Origin of the sequence: Halomonas sp. 111, from assembly GCF_052379685.1 — a bacterium.
GTDB classification, from domain to species: Bacteria; Pseudomonadota; Gammaproteobacteria; order Pseudomonadales; family Halomonadaceae; genus Vreelandella; species Vreelandella citrativorans.
Map to the genome: position 1 here is coordinate 1 of NZ_JBQSYV010000046.1, position 1768 is coordinate 1768.

Here is a 1768-nt window from a genome sequence, read left to right on the forward strand (position 1 = left end):
TCTGATCAGGTAATTCATTGTGGACGTTTACCGCGAGGGATGACGCATCGTTTAAGGAGGTGATCCAGCCGCAGGTTCCCCTACGGCTACCTTGTTACGACTTCACCCCAGTCATGAACCACACCGTGGTGATCGCCCTCTTGCGTTAGGCTAACCACTTCTGGTGCAGTCCACTCCCATGGTGTGACGGGCGGTGTGTACAAGGCCCGGGAACGTATTCACCGTGACATTCTGATTCACGATTACTAGCGATTCCGACTTCACGGAGTCGAGTTGCAGACTCCGATCCGGACTGAGACCGGCTTTTCGGGATTGGCGCACTCTCGCGAGTTGGCAACCCTTTGTACCGGCCATTGTAGCACGTGTGTAGCCCTACCCGTAAGGGCCATGATGACTTGACGTCGTCCCCACCTTCCTCCGGTTTGTCACCGGCAGTCTCCTTAGAGTTCCCACCATTACGTGCTGGCAAATAAGGACAAGGGTTGCGCTCGTTACGGGACTTAACCCAACATTTCACAACACGAGCTGACGACAGCCATGCAGCACCTGTCTTACAGTTCCCGAAGGCACACCAGGATCTCTCCCGGCTTCTGTAGATGTCAAGGGTAGGTAAGGTTCTTCGCGTTGCATCGAATTAAACCACATGCTCCACCGCTTGTGCGGGCCCCCGTCAATTCATTTGAGTTTTAACCTTGCGGCCGTACTCCCCAGGCGGTCGACTTATCGCGTTAACTTCGCCACAAAGTGCGCTAGGCACCCAACGGCTGGTCGACATCGTTTACGGCGTGGACTACCAGGGTATCTAATCCTGTTTGCTACCCACGCTTTCGCACCTCAGTGTCAGTGTCAGTCCAGAAGGCCGCCTTCGCCACTGGTATTCCTCCCGATCTCTACGCATTTCACCGCTACACCGGGAATTCTACCTTCCTCTCCTGCACTCTAGCCTGACAGTTCCGGATGCCGTTCCCAGGTTGAGCCCGGGGCTTTCACAACCGGCTTATCAAGCCACCTACGCGCGCTTTACGCCCAGTAATTCCGATTAACGCTTGCACCCTCCGTATTACCGCGGCTGCTGGCACGGAGTTAGCCGGTGCTTCTTCTGCGAGTGATGTCTTTCCTGCCGGGTATTAACCGACAGGCGTTCTTCCTCGCTGAAAGTGCTTTACAACCCGAAGGCCTTCTTCACACACGCGGCATGGCTGGATCAGGCTTGCGCCCATTGTCCAATATTCCCCACTGCTGCCTCCCGTAGGAGTTCGGGCCGTGTCTCAGTCCCGATGTGGCTGATCATCCTCTCAAACCAGCTACGGATCGTTGCCTTGGTGAGCCTTTACCTCACCAACCAGCTAATCCGACATAGGCTCATCCAATAGCGCGAGCCGAAGCCCCCTTTCTCCCGTAGGACGTATGCGGTATTAGCCTGAGTTTCCCCAGGTTATCCCCCACTATCGGGCAGATTCCTATGCATTACTCACCCGTCCGCCGCTCGTCAGCGGGAAGCAAGCTCCCCCTGTTACCGCTCGACTTGCATGTGTTAAGCCTGCCGCCAGCGTTCAATCTGAGCCATGATCAAACTCTTCAGTTTAAAATCAGTGTGATTCTTACTTGTCGCTCGAAAGCGACAAAGGTGAATCAATCCTGGCTCAAGGTTCAAACGAATTTGAAGAATTCGAAAATTCTTCTTGTGCGCTTGCCTTGATATTTGGTGACTTGTCACCCTCATCGGCAAACGCCCACATGAATTACCTGATCAAATTGTTAAAGAGCT

General features: G+C 54.1%; 1 rRNA gene. It reads right to left on the reverse strand.

The annotated features are described in order from the left end of the window. Window positions 1-52: 52 nt before the first annotated feature. Window positions 53-1585: ribosomal RNA gene (locus ACT3T7_RS18345) — 16S ribosomal RNA — on the reverse strand. Window positions 1586-1768 lie beyond the last annotated feature (183 nt).